General features: G+C 61.0%; 14 protein-coding genes. 10 read left to right on the forward strand and 4 right to left on the reverse strand.

All coding sequences use genetic code 11. The features are described from left to right. Nucleotide 1: 1 nt before the first annotated feature. The 5 genes from BMH52_RS00330 to BMH52_RS00350 all read left to right on the forward strand — a co-directional run bounded on the left by BMH52_RS00330 (nt 2) and on the right by BMH52_RS00350 (nt 5176). A complete protein-coding gene (locus tag BMH52_RS00330) occupies nt 2-1063 on the forward strand; it encodes a LacI family DNA-binding transcriptional regulator (RefSeq protein WP_032901647.1) in 1062 nt (353 codons plus the stop codon). Nucleotides 1064-1147: 84 nt separating this feature from the next. Then, complete coding sequence (locus BMH52_RS00335; protein WP_072434070.1) at nt 1148-1930, forward strand: sugar phosphate isomerase/epimerase; 783 nt, start codon at nt 1148-1150, stop codon at nt 1928-1930. After that, entirely contained in the window at nt 1923-2864 is a 942-nt protein-coding gene (locus BMH52_RS00340; RefSeq protein ID WP_072434069.1) for a sugar kinase, read from the forward strand. The genes BMH52_RS00335 and BMH52_RS00340 overlap by 8 nt, the downstream gene beginning before the upstream one ends. A gap of 45 nt (nt 2865-2909) precedes the next feature. Next, nucleotides 2910-4202: an MFS transporter gene (locus BMH52_RS00345; RefSeq protein WP_014718725.1), complete on the forward strand. Its 1293-nt coding sequence runs from the start codon at nt 2910-2912 to the stop codon at nt 4200-4202. Continuing rightward, entirely contained in the window at nt 4199-5176 is a 978-nt protein-coding gene (locus BMH52_RS00350) for an NAD(P)-dependent oxidoreductase (protein WP_073842502.1), read from the forward strand. The genes BMH52_RS00345 and BMH52_RS00350 overlap by 4 nt, the downstream gene beginning before the upstream one ends. A gap of 651 nt (nt 5177-5827) precedes the next feature. Here BMH52_RS00350 and BMH52_RS00360 read toward each other — a convergent pair. Beyond that, complete coding sequence (locus BMH52_RS00360) at nt 5828-7453, reverse strand: methyl-accepting chemotaxis protein (protein ID WP_014718728.1); 1626 nt, start codon at nt 7451-7453, stop codon at nt 5828-5830. Between the two features lie 233 nt (nt 7454-7686). Between BMH52_RS00360 and BMH52_RS00365 the strand changes: the two genes are divergently transcribed. After that, nucleotides 7687-9117 carry a nucleobase:cation symporter-2 family protein gene (locus BMH52_RS00365; RefSeq protein ID WP_047710726.1) on the forward strand — a complete coding sequence of 477 codons (1431 nt, stop codon included), beginning with the start codon at nt 7687-7689 and terminating at the stop codon, nt 9115-9117. Nucleotides 9118-9129: 12 nt separating this feature from the next. After that, a complete protein-coding gene (locus tag BMH52_RS00370; RefSeq protein ID WP_073842506.1) occupies nt 9130-9591 on the forward strand; it encodes an LEA type 2 family protein in 462 nt (153 codons plus the stop codon). Between the two features lie 56 nt (nt 9592-9647). Here the strand turns inward: BMH52_RS00370 and BMH52_RS00375 are convergent, their stop codons facing one another. Further along, nucleotides 9648-10574, reverse strand: coding sequence for a carbon-nitrogen hydrolase family protein (locus BMH52_RS00375; protein ID WP_019817808.1), 927 nt, complete (start codon nt 10572-10574; stop codon nt 9648-9650). A 91-nt stretch (nt 10575-10665) separates the two neighbouring features. Here BMH52_RS00375 and BMH52_RS00380 point away from each other — a divergent pair, with 91 nt between their 5' ends. After that, nucleotides 10666-11586, forward strand: coding sequence for a LysR family transcriptional regulator (locus BMH52_RS00380; protein WP_073842508.1), 921 nt, complete (start codon nt 10666-10668; stop codon nt 11584-11586). Here the strand turns inward: BMH52_RS00380 and BMH52_RS00385 are convergent. After that, nucleotides 11558-11812: a hypothetical protein gene (locus tag BMH52_RS00385; protein ID WP_003190904.1), complete on the reverse strand. Its 255-nt coding sequence runs from the start codon at nt 11810-11812 to the stop codon at nt 11558-11560. The genes BMH52_RS00380 and BMH52_RS00385 overlap by 29 nt on opposite strands. A gap of 164 nt (nt 11813-11976) precedes the next feature. On the opposite strand from BMH52_RS00385, the gene BMH52_RS00390 reads away from it, so the two are divergent. Continuing rightward, nucleotides 11977-12297 (forward strand): YqjD family protein, encoded by a 321-nt coding sequence (locus BMH52_RS00390; RefSeq protein ID WP_019817806.1) that lies wholly within the window; start codon nt 11977-11979, stop codon nt 12295-12297. Between the two features lie 33 nt (nt 12298-12330). On the opposite strand, the gene BMH52_RS00395 is transcribed toward BMH52_RS00390, so the two are convergent. After that, complete coding sequence (locus BMH52_RS00395) at nt 12331-13368, reverse strand: Ldh family oxidoreductase (protein WP_020301093.1); 1038 nt, start codon at nt 13366-13368, stop codon at nt 12331-12333. Between the two features lie 170 nt (nt 13369-13538). Here BMH52_RS00395 and BMH52_RS00400 point away from each other — a divergent pair, with 170 nt between their 5' ends. Beyond that, complete coding sequence (locus BMH52_RS00400; RefSeq protein ID WP_143192507.1) at nt 13539-18680, forward strand: dermonecrotic toxin domain-containing protein; 5142 nt, start codon at nt 13539-13541, stop codon at nt 18678-18680. Nucleotides 18681-18699: the final 19 nt, after the last annotated feature.

An 18699-nucleotide genomic window follows, 5' to 3' on the forward strand; every position in this document is an offset into this window, starting at 1 on the left:
CGTGACTCCTTTTTCAGCCGCCCAGCGCAGCCGCGTGACCATGCTCGACGTCGCCGAGCGCGCTGGCGTGTCCAAGGCCAGCGTCTCGCGCTTTATCGGCGATGACCGCGCCCTGCTCTCCGATGCCATTGCCCTGCGCATCGAACAGGCCATCGACGAACTCGGTTATCGCCCCAACCAGATGGCCCGCGGCCTCAAACGTGGACGCACGCGCCTGATCGGTATGCTGGTGGCTGATATCCGCAACCCCTATTCCATCGCGGTGATGCACGGCGTCGAAACCGCCTGCCGCCAGCACGGCTACAGCCTGGTGGTGTGCAACACCGACCGCGATGACGAGCAGGAGCGCCAACATCTGGCCGCGCTGCGCTCGTACAACATCGAAGGCTTGATCGTGAACACCCTGGGCCATCACCTCGACCAACTGCTCGAACTGCAACGGGAAATGCCCCTGGTGCTGGTGGACCGCAAGGTCGAACCACTGCACAGCGACCTGGTCGGCCTGGATAACCCGGCGGCGGTGCGCATGGCGGTGGAACACCTGGAGCAACAGGGTTACCGCGACGTGCTGCTGGTAAGCGAGACCACCGATGGCACCAGTTCACGTTTGGAGCGTCTGGAGAGTTTCAACACCGAGATTGCCAAGCGCCCGGCGTTGAAAGGTGCCGTGGTTGAACTGGACGGTGAACTGGAAAACCGTCTGCAAGCCTTTCTCGCCAAACCCGGCCCCAAGGCATTGTTTTGCGCCAACGGCGTGGCAGCACTGGCCTGCACCCGTGCACTCAAGGCCCTGGGCTGCGAGCTGTTCGGCGACGTGGGCTTGATCGCCCTGGATGACCTGGACTGGTACCCGCTGGTAGGTAGCGGCATCACCGCCCTCGCCCAACCGACGCAAGCGATTGGCGCTAGCGCTTTTGACTGTTTGCTCAAGCGCCTGCGCGGCGATACCGCCCCCACGCGCACCCTGGATTTTTTACCGGAGCTGATTATCCGTGGCTCGACACAATCCCCTGTGGGAGCGGGCTTGCTCGCGAACGCGATAGATCAGCCACTCTTGCGCTGACTGACACACCGCCTTCGCGAGCAAGCCCGCTCCCACATTTTGTTTTGCGTATAAAAATGAAACCGGTTTCAGAGGTAAACAACAATGCATAAATACCCCGTCTCCATCAGCCTTTCCAGCTACGGCGCCGACCTGGTTCGCCAGCAGGGCCAATTGAGTTTTGTCGCGCTGCTGAGCGCCGCTGGTGCCCAGCGCATTGAATGGCGCGAAGAATTGCTCACCACCGAGCAACCGGCCGAGCTGGCCCTGGCCGCTGCAGAACAAGGCCTGGAATCAGTATTTTCCTCGCCCTTGGAGCTGTGGGTCGCCGGCCGTGCCCAGCCCAATGCCGAGCTGGCCGCCACGCTGGACCGCGCCCAGGCCTTTGGCTCGGGCTGGCTGAAGGTCTCGCTCGGTTACTTCACCGACACAAACGACCTGGAAAGCCTGCACGCCCTGCTCAACCGCCACCCGGTCAAGCTGCTGGTGGAAAACGACCAGACCCTGCACGGTGGGCGCATTGAACCGATGCAACGGTTTTTCACTGAAGTCGAACGTCTCGGCCTGCCGGTGAAAATGACCTTCGACATCGGCAACTGGCAGTGGCAAGACCAATCCGCGCTCACCGCCGCGCGGTTGCTGGGTCGGCATGTGGATTACCTGCACTGCAAGGCCGTGGCCCGCCGCGCCGATGGCAGGCTCGTCGCCTTGCCGCCGGGCGCCACCGACGTGCATCTGTGGGAACAACTGCTCAAACACATGACTCAAGGTATTACCCGCGCGGTGGAATTTCCGTTGCAGGGCGATGACCTGATCGAGGTCACCGCACAACAGGTCGCGACCCTGGCCCGCCTTGGCCAACCCCATGTGGAGAACGCCCATGTCTGAGATCGATATCCTCTCGTTTGGCGAAACCATGGCGATGTTTGTCGCCGAACAGACCGGCGACCTGGCCCAGGTCGGGCAGTTTCACAAACGCATTGCCGGCGCCGACAGCAACGTCGCTATCGGCCTGTCACGCCTGGGGTTCAACGTGGCCTGGCTGAGCCGCGTGGGTAACGATTCCCTCGGACGTTTTGTGGTCGATACCCTGACCAAAGAGGGGCTCGATTGCCGCCATGTGGCCGTCGACCCGCTGCACCCTACCGGCTTTCAACTCAAATCCCGGGAAGAGGCCGGCGCAGATCCTCAAGTGGAGTACTTTCGCAGAGGCTCGGCGGCCAGCCACTTGTCCATCGAGGCCATCCACCCAACGCTGCTGCAAGCCCGCCATCTACACGCCACCGGCATTCCACCAGCACTGTCCGATGCCACTCGCGCACTGTCGTTCGAGCTGATGGCGCAAATGCGCAAGGCCGGGCGCAGTGTGTCGTTCGACCCGAACCTGCGCCCGTCCCTGTGGGCCAGCCAGGCGCAGATGATCCGCGAAATCAATGCGCTTGCCGCTTTGGCCGACTGGGTCCTGCCGGGCCTGGGCGAAGGTCGCCTGCTCACTGGTTTCGACGACCCGCAAGACATCGCCGCGTTCTATCTCGACCAGGGCGCCGAAGCCGTGGCGATCAAACTCGGCTCGGAGGGCGCCTATTACCGCACTCATATGGACCAGGGTTTTGTCGCCGCCGTACCGGTGGACAAGGTGGTGGATACCGTGGGTGCCGGCGATGGCTTTGCCGTGGGGATGATCAGCGCCCTGCTGGAAAACTCAAGCTTCCCCGAGGCGGTCCAGCGCGCTAACTGGATCGGCAGCCGCGCTGTGCAGAGCCGTGGCGACATGGAGGGTTTGCCGACCCGCGCCGAATTACCCACTCGATCCGTTGCGTGACCCATTACCTGTTGCCACAACTACAACAAGCTCAGGAGCAACCCCATGGAAACCGTGAAACTCGCCACCCGCCGTTGGTGGTACATCATGCCTATCGTGTTTATCACCTACAGCCTGGCCTATCTGGACCGCGCCAACTACGGCTTCGCCGCCGCCTCCGGGATGGCCGAGGACCTGATGATCACGCCGGGCATGTCCTCCCTGCTCGGCGCGCTGTTTTTCCTCGGCTACTTTTTCTTCCAGGTGCCGGGGGCGATCTATGCGCAAAAGCGCAGCGTCAAGAAACTGATCTTCGTCAGCCTGATTCTGTGGGGCGGCTTGGCGACGCTGACCGGCGTGGTGTCCAACGCCTACATGCTGATCGTCATCCGCTTCATGCTCGGGGTGGTCGAGGCGGCCGTGATGCCGGCCATGCTGGTGTACCTGTGCCACTGGTTCACCCGTGCCGAACGCTCGCGGGCCAACACTTTCCTGATCCTTGGCAACCCGGTGACCATGCTGTGGATGTCGGTGGTGTCGGGCTACCTGGTGCAGCATTTCAGCTGGCGCTGGATGTTCATCATCGAGGGCCTGCCGGCGGTGTTGTGGGCGTTTATCTGGTGGAAGCTGGCCGATGAGCGTCCCAAGGATGCCAAGTGGCTGAGCGACGCCGAAAAGCACAGCCTGGAAACCGCCCTCGCCGCCGAGCAGGTGGGGATCAAGGCCGTGAAGAACTACGCCGAGGCGTTCCGTTCGCCCAAGGTGATCATTCTCGCCCTGCAGTTTTTTTGCTGGAGCATTGGCGTGTATGGCTTCGTACTGTGGCTGCCATCGATCCTCAAGGCCGGTTTGCAGATGGACATGGTCGAAGCCGGCTGGCTCTCGGCCCTGCCCTACCTGGCGGCGGTGATTGGCATGCTCGTGGTGTCCTGGGGTTCGGACAAGCTGCAGAAACGTAAGCGTTTTGTCTGGCCGCCGCTGTTGATTGCGTCGATTGCTTTCTACGCGTCCTACGTGCTGGGCGCCGAACACTTCTGGTGGTCCTACACCCTGCTGGTGATCGCCGGGGCCTGCATGTATGCACCCTACGGCCCGTTTTTCGCCATCGTCCCGGAAATCCTGCCGGCCAACGTCGCCGGTGGCGCCATGGCACTGATCAACAGCATGGGCGCCTTGGGCTCGTTCGGTGGCTCGTATCTGGTGGGTTACCTCAACAGCAGCACCGGCTCGCCCGGCGCTTCGTACCTGCTGATGAGCGGCGCGCTGCTGCTTTCGGTGGTGCTGACGATTTTCCTCAAGCCCGGCGCCAGTGACCGCTCGCCGGCGCCAACCCTGGAGTTGAAGGTAAAGACCTCATGAAAAAGTCCGTTGTGTTGTACAAGAAACTGTCCGCGCCGCTGATGGCCCGCCTGCATGAGCAGGCCGAGGTCACGCTGATTGATGCACTGGATGAGACCGGCCTGGCCAAACTGCGCGATACACTGCCCACTGCCCATGGCCTGTTGGGTGCAAGCCTGCGCCTGGACGCCCGATTGCTCGACCTGGCACCCAAGCTGGAAGCAGTAGCCAGCGTCTCGGTGGGCGTCGACAACTACGATATCGATTACCTGACCCAACGCGGCATCCTGCTCAGCAACACCCCGGATGTGCTCACCGAAACCACCGCCGACACCGGCTTTGCGCTGATCCTGGCGACCGCCCGGCGCGTGGTGGAACTGGCCGACATGGTACGCGCCGGGCAATGGAACAAAAACATCGGCCCGGCGCATTTTGGCAGTGATGTACATGGCAAGACCCTGGGCATCATCGGCATGGGCCGCATCGGCGAAGCCCTGGCCCAGCGCGGGCATTTTGGCTTCGGCATGCCGGTGATCTACCACAGCCATTCGCCCAAGCCGGCGGTTGAAGCGCGCTTTGGCGCGCAGTACCGAAGCCTCAAGGACTTGCTCAAAGAAGCGGATTTTGTCTGCCTGACGTTGCCGTTGACCGCTGAGACCGAGAAGTTGATTGGCGCCGAGGAGTTTGCGCTGATGGGGCCAGAGACGATCTTTATCAATATCTCCCGAGGCAAGGTGGTGGATGAGGCAGCACTGGTGCAAGCATTGCAGCAACGCACTATCCGCGCGGCGGGGTTGGACGTGTTTGAGAAGGAGCCGCTGGATCACGCATCGCCGTTGTTGCGGTTGAACAATGTGGTGGCTACGCCGCATATCGGCTCGGCCACCCATGAGACGCGGGAGGCGATGGCCAAGTGTGCGGTGGATAATCTGTTGGCGGCACTGGCTGGCGAAAAGCCGGTAAACCTGGTGAATCCAGGGGCATGGCGGCACTGACACAACACAAGAGCAAAGGTGGAAGCTGGCTTGCCTGCGATAGCCATAGGTATCTACACAACTCTGAAGCGATCGACGGTAACCACGATGCTAAGCGAGCCGCTCTTGATCTTGATCTGGCTTTTGATCTGAAGCGCCCCGTCAAACCACGCTGGCCGAACGCAGGCTTGAAGTCGTGGGCAACCCGGCAGGACGCCGGGTTAGCCGCCCCGCGCCATGGATGGCGCGTGGCGGCGGCCCACGGATTCAAGCCTGCGTTCGGGCACACCGAGCCTAGGCGAGGTGCCGAGTGGTGGGGCGAAGGCCTTTTGGTTACTTTTGGGCCTTTCCAAAAGTGACCCGCTGTAAGAGCGGAACCATAGGTGGCCGTTACCGCAGGAACGGATATGTACGCGGTCAGATCCAACATCCTGGTCGGCTGTAAGGCCGCCATCGCAGGCAAGCCAGCTCCCACATTTGGATTGCGGCGCGTCAGTTAGATCAGCGTCGGCTGTCAGTCCGTCACGGGGGCAAGCGCCCTCGCCACAGGTCAGCACCGGCCCAAGTTGTGTAGATCCCTATGCTGCGATAGCGGTAAGCCAACCCATGATGTGCTGACTGTAAGATTGCTATCGCAGGCAAGCCAGCTCCCACAGGGTTTTGTGGCGGCTGTTAGACGACGAACCTGGCCACCATCCCATTCAAATCCACCGCCAACCTCGACAGCTCATGGCTGGCCGCGCTGGTCTGGTTGGCGCCCGCCGCCGACTGGGTGGCCAAGTCACGGATGTTGACCAGGTTGCGGTCCACCTCGCGGGAGACCTGGGCCTGTTCTTCCGACGCGCTGGCAATCACCAGGTTGCGTTCGTTGATCAGGCTGATAGACGCCGTGATCTGCTCCAGTGAGGCGCCGGCTGCGCGTGCCATTTCCAGGGTGGTCTGGCTGCGCTGGTTGCTCTGTTGCATGGACTGCACCGCCTCACCGGTACCGTTCTGGATGCCGGCGACCATTTTCTCGATTTCCTGGGTCGACTGCGCGGTGCGATGGGCCAGGGCGCGCACTTCATCGGCGACCACCGCAAAGCCACGTCCGGCCTCGCCGGCACGGGCGGCTTCAATCGCCGCGTTGAGCGCCAGCAGGTTGGTTTGCTCGGCAATCGCACGGATCACATCCAGCACCTTGCCGATATCCCGGCCCTGAGCGGCCAGGCCTTCAATCATCGCGGAGGTATTCTGTACGTCCTGGGTCATGGTCTGGATCGCGCCGACGGTTTCCATTACCCGATCACGGCCTTCCCGCGCGGCCTGGTTGGACTGCCCGGACGCCTCGGAGGTGGAAACCGCGTTACGCGCCACCTCCTCCACTGCCGCCGTCATCTCATTGACGGCCGTGGCGGCCTGGTCAATTTCATTGTTCTGCTGTTGCAGGCCACGGGAGGCTTCCTCGGTGACCGCGCTCAACTCTTCCGCCGCCGAAGCGAGCTGCGTGGCCGAACCGGCGATGTGCTGGATGGTCTGGCGCAGGCTGGCTTGCATGGTCGACAGCGCACTGAGCAACCGTGCCGGTTCGTCCTTGCCATCGTCCTCGATGGTTTTGCTCAGGTTGCCGGCGGCAATGGTTTCAGCCACTTCCACAGCCTTGCGCAACGGGGTCACGATACTGCGGGTCAGCAACCAGGCCAGCAGCACGGTGAGCAATGCCGCCACCACGGAGACTGCCACCACACCGGTGATCGCGCCTTCGTAGCTTTGCCCGGCATCCTCGTCGGCCTGCTTGGCGTCGGCCGCATTGATGGCAATCAGCTTGTTCAGTTGCTCGCCCATCTGGTCAGTGCCGTCCTTGATACGGCTGTTGATCAGGGCGCGCATCTCATCGACCTTGCCCTGTTTAGACAATGCCACCATCTCGGCCTGGGCCTTGAGGTAATTGTCCAGGGTCACGCCAAAGGTCTTGTACAGCGCTGCCTCCTCCGGGCCGGCAGGCAGCGTGGCGTATTTGGCCTGGGCGGTCTTGACCTTGTCAGCCAACACACCGATGCGGGTCTCGGCTTCCTGCAAGGCGGCAGGCTCGCGGTTGACCAGCACACGAAACGACAGAATGCGCATGCGCAGCACGTTTTCGGTGATGGTGCCCAGGTGGGTCATGCTGGGCAGTTGGTTGGCGCTCATGTCCTGGGAGGATTGGCGCATTTGCGTCATGCGGTTGACCGCAAACACGCCCAGCAGCACCACCAGAACCGCAATGAAGGCAAAACCGATAAACGCGCGAGGGGCAATATTCAGGTGACGGAGGGACATAGGGCTGCTCTCAGAAGTAGTGTTTGCGAGCGTCCTTGCCGCGAAACGATCCGTCAGCGTCAACGCGCTGCCCAGACCTTGGTCACCACTGTTGTCGTTGTAGTGTGGGCCTATGCTTGATATCGGCTGGGCCACGGCTTTAGCGCAGGGTTTTTATAAATATTTTTTTACACTTCAGGCGCCTGGCACTTTCTGGCATCCTGCGCCTCCATTTTCTGACCCGAGCCATCATTTTGTCTGACGCTCAAGCCCCCCGCCCGCGCTATAAATCCGACCTCATGTACGGCCTCGAAGACCGCCCGCACTTCACCGCCGCGATTTTTGCCGCGTTGCAGCATGTGTTGGCGAGTTTTGTCGGCATCATCACGCCCACCCTGATCGTCGGCGGCGTACTCGGGCTGGAAAGCGAAGTGCCGTACCTGGTGAGCATGGCGCTGTTTGTCTCGGGGCTCGGCACCTTTGTGCAGGCGCGCACCTTCGGGCCGGTGGGTTCGGGGCTGTTGTGCCTGCAAGGCACCAGTTTTTCTTTTATCAGTGTGATTTTGAGCGCCGGGTTTATGGTCAAGGCCCGGGGCGGCGGCACCGATGAGATCCTCTCGACGATCTTTGGCATCTGCTTTTTCGCGGCGTTTATCGAAGTGGTGCTCAGCCAATTCATCGGCAAACTGCGCAAACTGATCACCCCGGTGGTCACCGGCACCATCATTACCTTGATGGGCTTGTCACTGATCAAGGTGGCCGTCACCGACATGGCTGGCGGCTATGGTGCCAGCGATCTGGGCGCGGCGGGCAACATGGGCCTGGCGGCGTTGGTGCTGCTGACCATCGTGGTACTCAACCGCTTCAACAACCCGTTCCTGCGCCTGGGTTCGATCGTGATCGGTTTGACCCTGGGCTTTGTAGTAGCGTGGCTGCTGGGCCGCGTCGACATGGCCGCCCTGCCCCAAGTACCGCTGATCAGCGTGCCCGTGCCGTTCAAATATGGTTTCTCGTTCGACTGGGTGGCGTTTATCCCGGTGGCGGTGATCTTCCTGATTTCGCCCCTGGAAGCCGCCGGTGACCTGACCGCCAACTCGATGATTTCCCAGCAACCGGTCAAGGGCCCGCTGTACATCAAGCGCATCAAGTCCGGCCTGCTGGCCGACGGCCTCAACTCGGCGATGGCCGCCACGTTCAACAGCCTGCCGATGGTGACCTTTGCCCAGAACAACGGCGTGATCCAATTGACCGGCGTGGCCAGCCGCTACGTGGCGTACTTCATTGCTGGCCTGCTGGTGCTGCTGGGGCTGTTTCCGATGATCGGCGCGGTACTGCAACTGATGCCCAAGCCCGTATTGGGTGGCGCGACTCTGATCATGTTCGGCACCGTGGCCGTGGCCGGCATCAAGATCCTCGCTGAAGCGGGCCTGCATCGACGTAATGTGCTGATCGTGGCGATTTCCCTAGGCATGGGCCTGGGCGTCGCCGCCGTGCCGCAAGTGCTGCGCGAGCTGCCCAAGGCGCTGCACAACATCTTCGAATCGCCGATCACCGTGGGCGCATTCTGTGCAATCCTGCTGAACATTTTCCTGCCCGAAGAGTTCATAGAGCTGGAAGAAGATGAATTCGAGCCGGAGTCCTCTACCCTCAAGGTCATGCAGGACCCGGACGTTACCCCAAAGTAGGAGCATTTCTTTATGCGCAAGCTCATGGTTGTATCGCTGTTGCTGCTGACCTTGAGCGCCTGCGCACTGTTCCCCAACCGCGACCCGGTGAACATCAATGTGGTGGGCATCGAGCCGCTGCAAAGCCAGGACCTGGAAGTGCGCTTTACCATGAAGCTGCGGGTGCAAAACCCCAATGAAGCGGCAATCGACTACAACGGCGTGGCGCTGGATCTGGAGGTCAATGGCCGGCCACTCGCTTCTGGCGTCAGCGATCAGGCTGGGAGCATCCCACGCTTTTCCGAAACCGTACTGATGGTGCCGGTCAGCGTTTCGGCGTTTTCGGTGTTGCGCCAGACCCTGGGCCTTAGCCAGACCCAAAGCCTGAACAACCTGCCCTACGTGCTGCGCGGCAAATTGGCGGGTGGCCTGTTTGGCACCATGCGTTTTGTGGAGCGTGGCACCCTGGACTTACCGAACACTGCCACCTGGTAAGTGGCTGAAAACCACATGTGGGAGCTGACTTGCCTGCTCCCACAGGTTGATTGCGTTCAGTCAGTGATATAGCGAACGCCTGGCTTGGCGCGCTCGTCGACCACCAATTCAAAAATATCCGGCCTGGCGTAATGCCCCACTACGTCGTAGTCGTAGCGGGCCCGCACCAACTGATCAGTATCGATCTGCGCCGTCAACAAACCCGCTTCGCCCACCAACGGCCCCGCCAGAATATCGCCCATGGGTCCAACGATCACGCTGCCGCCGGCAATCAACGGACGGTCCACCGGCCAGTTGGCAACCTCCACACCCAAGGCTTCAGGCGATGCCTGCACCTGGCAGGCGCTGACCACAAAGCAACGCCCTTCATGGGCAATATGGCGCATGCTCACCTGCCACATGTCGCGCTCGTCCACGGTGGGTGCACACCACACCTGGACGCCCTTGGCGTACATCGCGGTGCGCAGCAACGGCATCATGTTTTCCCAGCACACCGCGCCGCCGATACGCCCAACCGCGGTGTCAATCACCGGCAGGGTCGAGCCGTCGCCCTTGCCCCAGATCAGCCGCTCGGTGCCGGTCGGCATCAGCTTGCGATGCTTGGCCACCAGGCCGCCCGAGGGTTCGAAATACAGCACGCTGCAATACAGCGTACTGCCACTGCGTTCAATCACGCCCAGCACCAGGCTGGCACCGGTACGCGCCGACATCCCGGCCAGCGCCTCGGTTTCTGGCCCCGGCACGTCAATGGCATTGGCAAAATACCGTGCAAAGGCTTCCCGGCCCTCGGGCAGGCGATAACCCAATTGCGTGCCAAAGCTTTCGCCCTTGGGATAGCCGCCCAGCAACGCCTCGGGCATGACCACCAAGTGCGCGCCACTGCGCTGGATTTGATCCTCATAGGCCAGGATCTGCGCCAGGGTGTCAGCCTTGCCGCCAGGCAAGGCGCCGATTTGCAGGGCTGCGACAGTCGATACGGGCATCAGGCTTACTCCGATAGATAGGGGTTGCCCATTCTCTGGCCAGACTCGATCATGAATAAAGCCCACCTCAGTGCTAAATGATATGAGCCAAATGAATATCGCCCAGGTTGACCTCAACCTGCTCAAAACCTTCGAAGCCCTGCACGACGAGTCCAGTGCCAGCCGTGCGGCGCTGCGACTGGGTGTGACGCAGTCGGCGATCAGCGCGGGCCTACGGCGCTTGCGTGAGCTGTACGGCGACCCTTTGTTCGTGCGCACCGGACGCGGCCTGGCGCCCACATTGCGAGCCAATCAGTTGAAACCGGTGATCAGTGAGGCATTGGATCGCTGCCGCCAGAGCCTGGCGATGATCAGCCCGCAAAACTCGCACTACGAGGGCCGCTCGGTGGTGCTGGGGCTGTCGGATGACTTCGAGATTGCTTATGGCCGAAGCCTGATGGAGGCCATCGCACTGCGCCTGCCCAAACTACGGGTGATCTTTCGCCAGACCTACAGCCAGATCGTCGCCGCCGCCCTGCTCGACCGCACGCTGGACCTGGCCATTACCGCCGGCGGTTTTACCGAGCGCAGGCTGAGCCGACAGGTGCTGGGGGAAGGTGACTATCGTTGCCTGGTAGACCCCCATAGCCTGGCGCCGGGCCAGGAGGCTATCGACCTGCAGGGGTTTGTCACACGGGAACATGTATTGGTGTCGTCAGGCGGGTTTATCGGCATTACCGATGAAGGTTTGGCCGCCCACGGGCTGCGCCGCCACGTGTGCGCGTCCACCAGCCACTTTGCCGCGCTGCCGTATCTGCTCCAAGGCAGCACCGCCGTGGCAACCATTCCCGGGCATGCAGCCCACGCCATTGCGCAAATGACCGGCCTGCGCGTGCTGCCCTGCCCGCTGGCGCTACCGCATTACCCGGTGGAGTTGGGCTGGCGCACCCAGGCTCAGTTGGACCCGCTGTTGCTCAAGGTACGCGAAGCGATTGTGGCGTGCTTTACTTCGCCGCAGCCATCAGCTTGTTGACTTCACTGCGCACCATGTTGGAAAACTCCGGCGGCGACATGCCGTCGAGTTCGGCACGCACCCATTCGGCCCACTTGCCCTTGCGCTTGGCGCGCTCACCGAACAAGCGCGCGGCTTCGCCCTTGGCCTTGCCCAGGTTGGTTTGCCACAGGTCGTAGAGGCGCGACTTTTCATCTTCCAGCTCGGCGCGTTCGGCGAGGGTCTTGTTGGCGAGATTGAAGCTCATGTTGAATTACCTGCTGCACAAATAGGTGACATCTTACACTGTAGGCCCAAAGTTCCCGATCCGGATTTTGCCTCGGATGAGCGCATGGGGAAAAAAACTGCAACTTTTGCCTCCCCCCGATACTCCATTGTTCACTGCCACATCCACCTGCAAGGAGTCACTCAATGGCCCGCAAAACCGCCGCCCAAGCTGTCGAAGATCAAATCAAGGACCAAGCGTTCAGCGAACTGAGCGCGTTGATCGAAGAGTCGGACAAACTGCTCAAAAGCAGCGCATCCCTGGTGGGCGAGGAAGGTGAAACCCTGCGCGAGCAGGTTGCCATCAAACTCAAGCAAGCCCTGGAATCGGTGTCCAATGTGCGTGAACGCAGCAAGCCGGTCGTGGATGCCACCGAGACTTACATCGGCGGGCACCCATGGCAGACCGTGGCCATTTCCGCAGGCTTTGGCCTGGTGGTCGGCCTGTTGCTGGGTCGCCGTAACTGATCCATTCAGGCTGCGCCCCCCGCGCAGCCTGTTTCACCCCGCCGCCAACGCCCTCAACTCGCGCAACGCCTGCGCGTCCAGTTCGATCCCGGTTTCCTGCGACTTCGCCCGCGTACGATGGCGTCGGTCCCCCGGCAATCGACGCAACCCCGCCGCATGCATCTGCCGCACCAGCTCCTGGCTGCGTTGGGCGAAGCTTTGCCCAGCGGTTTTACTCGGGTCGATCACGATCAGAAGCTGGCCTGTCCAGGGCGTGCGCGCGCCTGGGTGGTCCGTCCAATCGAATTCAAAAGAGAAGTTGCCGCCCGTCAACGCTGCCGCCAGCAACTCCACCATCATCGACAGTGCCGAACCCTTGTGCCCGCCAAATGGCAACAGTGCGCCGCCTTCCAGAATGGCTTTAGGGTCCTGGGTCGGCTGCCCGAGGCTATCGACGCCCATGCCCGGTGGCAACCGCTCGCCTTTGCGCGCGGCGATTTGCACGTCGCCATGGGCGATGGCGCTGGTGGCCAGGTCAAACACAATCGGCGCACCGTCGGCCCGGGGGGCCGCAAACGCGATGGGGTTGGTGCCGAACAACGGACGATCCGCGCCGTGGGGCACCACGCAGGTCATGCTGTTGACCACGCTGAGTGCCACCAGCCCCTCCTCGGCAAACGGCTCGACGTCCGGCCACAGGGCAGCAAAGTGATGGGAGTTATGGATTGCCAGCAACGCGATGCCGGCGCTGCGTGCCTTCTCCACCAGCAACGGGCGCGCCGCCGCCAGGGCCGGCTGGGCAAAACCATTGCCCGCATCGACGCGCACAAAGCCTGAGGCCACATCGGTCACGCTGGGGACGGCGGTGCCGTTGACCCATCCACTGGCCAGCGTCGAAAGGTAACCGGGGATGCGAAAAATACCGTGACTGTGGGCACCGTCACGCTCGGCACTTGCGCAGTTGTGCGCAAGAATCGCAGCAACCTGCGCCGATGTGCCGTGCCGAACGAACACCTGATGAAGTAACTCCTCCAGTTCAGCGAAGCGGATCGAGGCACAAGCGGTGGCAACTGTCGGGGACTGCGCAGACATTTGAAGCTCCGTTTTTATGATTGGAAGGGGCAACGAATGGGACATCCAGACCCTCGATTAAACACCACGCACGCTCTGCGTTGTCAACGTGCGCAGCGCTGAATATTTACCGCCTTGCACCACGGACGCCTGCCTACCCTGTGCTTTTCCTGGCACGCCGGAGACAGGCTGTGGTTCGCTTAACGCCCCCGTATTTCTTCCCTGAGTTTCTCAAACCCCAAGGCAAAGCCTCGCCCACTGCTCGTGAACGTACGCTGGGGCTCACCGCCAAAGACCTTGATTGGCTGTACAACCTTTACCTGGCTACCGACGAGTCTCGGCAGGACACAAGCCGGCATGATCACCCCATGCGTGTTGAAAAGGTCCTGATCAACATTTCCGGCAAGCCCCCCATTCCCCTTGCCGGCGCGTTCGCGATCAGCCCGACACCCGACGCCGCCAAGGCATTGCTCTACACCCCGGATAACGGCATACAGGTCTATGACAGCCACGCTGCCCTGCTGAGCGAATTGATCGAGCAATTGGAAGACCCACTGCAGAGCGCCCCTTTGCTGAGCTACCTGTCGATGGACCAACGCAATGCGCTGGGCGCTGACACGCCCATGGTGTTGACCACTCAGCTCATCGAAGGTGAAGTCATGCCGGAGCAGGCACGCATGCTCCAGGCCTGCCAGCTGGATAACGTCAAGGCCATGCTCGACCACCTGCAAAAAACCCCGACCTTGCCTGACATGCTCGACACGCTGCTGAGCGTCATGGCCCGCCCCCATTTCAAACACCTGGATCAACGGGACACACGGGTCAATGTCTTAACCCGCGAAGCTGAGCAAGCAACGCCACGCTGGGTCAACTCGCAGACCTTGAGCGAAGCGCTGCTGCAATTTTATGTGCGTCACAGGTGGCCCAAAGGGCAGATACGCGAATACTCGAACCCAAAACATGACACCACTGGTTTCACTGCCTCCGAACGGGAAGAAGATCACCGGCGTTGGGAGGCCTTGATCGAACAAAGCTCCAGTACTTTCTCGAAGCTGTTGGAAAGCCTGTTGCAGACCTACTGGAATGAAGATATCGACAGCGGCACCTCGCGCGTGGATTTTTTTGCTCAAGGCGTGGCGCAGAAGTTTCGCCTCGATGTGTTGCTCAAGCGCCAGGGCGAGATTATTACCGCCGAGGAAAGCCACGCACTTCAGGCCCTGTTCCTCAGCGACCAAAGCGCCCGCAGCGCCCATGCCGAAAACCTCAGCGTGGAAAAGGTGCGCCTTTATGCCCCTCATCAACATTACGTTGAACCAGCGAGCACCTTGATGATCACCGAGCACCACGCGTACCTCTACACCCAATCGCGCGGGTTACAGGTGCTGGAAAACCTCGACGACCTCAAAGACCGGTTACTGAGCATGCTCAAGGCCGAAGGCTACGAGGACGAATGGCTCAACTTCCTCTCATTGGATGAGCGCGACACGCTGCTCGGCCTGGACCCGATCACCATCGCGGCAAGGCCGATACCCGGCAATGTGTTCGTGACCTTGGTACAAGACATTGCGCGCAAGCAAACGGACAACCTTAACCACGCCCTGGAAATCTACCGGCGCAGCGATGGCCAAGTGGACCTCACAGCCCTGCTGGACAGTGCCCTGGACGTACGTGCCTTGCTGGACAATCAACTGGCCACACTAGAGACCGGCGGGCGCTGGACCTTGCATCCGGTCACCCGTGGTAATGGCCGCCCTACGACCGTCAAGGCCGAGCGCGCCCGGCTGCAGCTTCAGAACCTGCGGGCGATTGAGCGTGCGCTGGCGATGGAGCGCGCGCACCACCCGACCTTACGTAGCATCGTCGCTGACACGCTCAACGCTGAACTGCAACTGCAGCAACAGTCAGTCAAAGCCGAAGAGGTGTTTATCAATACCTACGCCACGCGTGCCCAGGAGCGTGAAGAGCGTGCGCCAGTGCAGTCATTGAGCATGCTTGAGCACTTCATTGAACGTCTGGCCCAAGAGGCGCCTGCGGTGCCCTTCTCGTCCAGGACGAAGTTCTATACGCGGGGCGAAGGCAATGTCTTCGTGCAATTGCCAAGCATGACGCTCAAGACGTTCAACACCGTCATCGAGCGCGTCCTGCTGCTGTTTTCCAAGCACGCCATGCGCCAGCAACCCCATGAGTTTCTGGTCAAGACTCACGCCAAACACGCCCACTCGATGCTGGTGGGGTTACGCAGCGAAGCCGAGCTGAGGTCGCTGGATAAAACCCTGGCGCCCACAAGCCAGGCCATTCTCGACACGCTACTTCAGCCCGACAGTCTGTCGCGCTTGACACGCCATGGCCTTAACGGATTTTTGCCGGATGCCTATGGGTTGACGTTGGACTTGAACGCCGTCGATACGCCACAACCGCTGGCCAATACGTTCGTGATTACTGAGCGCGGCGGTATCGACCCGCAGCGCTCGGGCCAGGCGCTGCTCTGGACCCCGCGCCTGGGCTACGAAGTCTTTGCCTCGATCAACGCCCTGCGCGATGAAATCACCCAGCGCCTGGCGCACCCGATCAACAGCTTGAGCCTGCTGGAAAATCTGCCGTTCAGCTTGCGCGAGCCCCATCAGGCATTTCGCCAGGGCCCGCTGCAACGTATTGATCAGGACCTGTTGAATGACCGAGTAAACAGCTACAACGACGCGGTCATGGAAGGCGTGGATCACCTGCAATCCATGGGCCTGCGCGCCCGTGCCTTGCAGGATCGGTTGGACGCCGTCATCGAACAGCCTCCGCCCACCAACCTTGGCAGGGCAATCACACTGGCCGATGCCATGGTCAACCAGCAGGCACTGCCGGTGTGGCTGGGTATGGCGCCGGCCCAGGACCAAATCCACCAGGCTGAGCTTCTGGAGCAGTACTGCAACAACGCCGACGAGGAACATGACTACCTGCATGACATCCAACCCCTGCGTGCTTATGCCTTCACCACGCTGATGACGCTGCTTGAGGCGCGCTTTCCCGGCCAGGCGCTCAACCCCGATCACATCTTGCTCCCCACCGATGCAGTGCTCGATGTGAATGTCGACAACCTGACCGACTTTGCGTTGCGGCACTGGCCAAATCTGACAGTTCAACACATCCGCCCACGTTCACGCACGGCAAAGCCATTACCGCAAGCCCTGGACGCAAGTGCCGTGATACAAATGGTGCGACAGCTGGATCTCAAAAGCGCTTATCAGCAACAGGTGCGAAGCCACCTTGAGGCGCAAACCGATGATGCACGCCAACGCAGGCGTCTGTTTTGCCGTCAGTTGCCGTGGCAAGCGCTGCAACACGCCGACGAGCAACGTTTGCAGGAGCGACTTTCCACCCGAGCCTTGAGCCTGGTCCAGCAGATTTTCGATATGCCGGACACCGTGGCCCGAGCGTCACTCAGCGGGACCACGGCGATGATTCGACCGCTGGAACTGATCGCCACCGAAGGCGCCAGTACCGCCAAGGTGCTGGGTGTGTACCTGATCGGCCCGCAGTTTCCTGGCGAGGGTCCATGGGTGCTCTACGCGCCGTACAGCGAACAGCATGTGTTCAAGGAATACGCGGATGAAACGGCCTTGCTGGATGAGATACAAAGGCCCGGCATCCTGCAGGACTGGGTGCTTATGCACATGGAAGATCCGCACCAGGCCACTTACCGCCATTTGCTGAAAAACAACCAGCATAGCCCGTCCGATATCCGCCTGGCCGCTTCGGCAGTGACGGGCAATGTGCTGCATTACCTGTTCAGCGAGAACACATTGATGTTGCTCAAGGTACTGGGCAGCCAATTCGAAGAAGGCACCAAGACCTTGTGGGATCATGCGACCCGCTTGTTCGGCACGCAAATCCCGACGCCGGTGCAGTTCATGGCCGGCAAACTCGCCTACCCGCTGGTGGTATGGCGTAGCTACACCTTGTTCAAGCGCTCGGCCGAAGCCTTGCAGCTACACCAGTGGCAGGCTGCATTCAAGGATTTCGTCAGGGGCGTGGCGCAAATGGCCGCCCTGCGCAGTGCGCTGGACGGCACCGCCCTTGCCCCACCCACTGAAAAGGAGCGCTCGCTGGCCGAGCTGACAGATGAGTCACTGCCCGCAGCCACCACCCTCGCCACCTGGCATGTCACCTGCCCTTCGCGCACCCGGCTGCAACCGTTCGAGGCACAGGACGTGGCGTTGCAAGACCTGAAAAAGAGCACGCTCAGCCAGGTGTATGAAGACCAGAAAAACGCGAAATACTACGTGCCGCTGGCCGGCAAGGTGTATAGCGTCAAGAACGCCGCACAACATTGGCGCCTCGCCAACGACGAGCAGGTGGGGCCGTACATCGGCCGTAATGCGCAGGGCATATGGGTACTGAAGCTGGACGGCCAGGAGCCGCGCTTCGGCAGGGCCCAGTCGTACCTCAAGACGTGGCGCAATGAGGTACGGGACATCAACATTGAAGCGGTCGGTATCCGCGATATTGGCGCGTTGACCTATTGGAAAGCCCAGGCCATCACCGAAGCGTTGAACTTTGCGACTTATTACGCGCTGAACTGCCGCCGCAACGTTGCGCAATTTGCTGTACAACGCGACCCTGACAGCCGGGTTGGGCGGTTTTTAGGGGAAATGTTTGGTGTCGTCACACTGACCCCGGACCAGGTCTTGAGAGTCACAAAAATAATCGACGAGATCATCGATGAACTCACCGACCCCAGCTTGACCGGTCCGAACTCCATGCGTTTTGTCGCGGGCACCAGCCGACAGGATCCGGCGTCGGATTATGCATTCATGATTCCCGCTGACACAGAACGCAAGCTGTATCTTCTGAGCCGATTCTTCGACCCCAATCTGGACGTCTACCAGAACCGTCTGCTGGAAAATGTGGCGTTCAACATATCGACGCACGCCAGGGCCAGCACGCTGATTCACGAATTATCGCACTTGAAGCTCGACACCGTGGACATTGCCTACCTGGACAGCATGCGACCCTTCCCAGACTTGATCAATATCGAAAGGCCCGGCGCCGAAGTGCTTAAAACCACCCTGGAAGATCTGCGCAGCACCGCGTTATCGACGATGACGCCTGCAACGATGCTGTTCAAGACTCAAGACACCCTCACCGAACTGTGGGAAGACTTCAAACCAGGTTCTGCAATTGAAAAGAAAATTTTCAAGGCCACCGGCGCCAAGACCTTGCAGGACGCGAGGATCATTTTCATGTCAGTCCCTGATAAACGGATTGACACCATTCTGGCCAACGCCGACTCGGTGACGTACCTGATCACCCATCTTGGCCGCCAGGTGGAGCCGGGCGCCTGAACGGCCCCCGGCGAGTGCA

The sequence above is a fragment of the Pseudomonas sp. BTN1 genome (assembly GCF_001907715.1).
Taxonomy (GTDB): domain Bacteria; phylum Pseudomonadota; class Gammaproteobacteria; order Pseudomonadales; family Pseudomonadaceae; genus Aquipseudomonas; species Aquipseudomonas paracarnis.